This is a genomic window from Paraburkholderia piptadeniae (assembly GCF_900007165.1).
Lineage (GTDB): Bacteria > Pseudomonadota > Gammaproteobacteria > Burkholderiales > Burkholderiaceae > Paraburkholderia > Paraburkholderia piptadeniae.
In genome coordinates this window covers 1-617 of sequence record NZ_CYGY02000214.1, presented here as the reverse complement: position 1 = coordinate 617, position 617 = coordinate 1, and the positions used below count along the sequence as shown (strand labels likewise).

General features: G+C 62.4%; 1 pseudogene. It reads left to right on the top strand.

What is annotated here, in order from left to right:
* The first annotated feature begins 177 nt into the window (after positions 1-177).
* A pseudogene (locus tag BN2476_RS44750) lies at positions 178-511 on the top strand (zinc ribbon domain-containing protein YjdM).
* Positions 512-617 lie beyond the last annotated feature (106 nt).

Below are 617 nucleotides of genomic sequence, written 5' to 3'. Positions count from 1 at the left end.
CGAGACGGTGGCCTGCGACGTTGATCACGTCGTCGTTGCGTCCAAGGATGGCTGGTCCATACTCGCGCGGCTTTGCCTGATCGCTTGTCCGGATGTTCCGAAAGAGGTCTGCTTCAGCTACATGCTGCCCGGCGGTTGTACTGCCTGCTGCACATCGCGATACTCTGGAAGCGATTCATGTCGACCATCCCCGCCTGCCCGCCATACGCAATGGAATACACCTGCCCGGACGGCGACAGCTAAGTCTGCGCGGACTGCGGCGACGAATGTCCGAGCGTGCCTGACGACGATCAGGCCGGTCGTGTCGTCAAGGATGGCAACGGCCATGTCCTCGCTGATGGCGATTCTGTGGTGCGCATCAAGGATCTGAAGGTCAAGGGGTCATCGGTCACGCTGAAGATGGGGCGCGAAAGTCGAAAGCATCCGTCTCGCGGGCGGTGATCACGAAGTCGACTGCAGGATGGAGGCGGATAGCTTCATGCTCAAGGCTCGCTATCTGCGTGAGGCCTGACAGGCCGCCGTGCGACGTCTTCGTGGCGTAGTGCCAGCGCCGCACCGCTGCCGCGACGGGAGTTACCGTTCAGGCGATCTTCCGATTCGGCCGCGCGCCCAGCGTG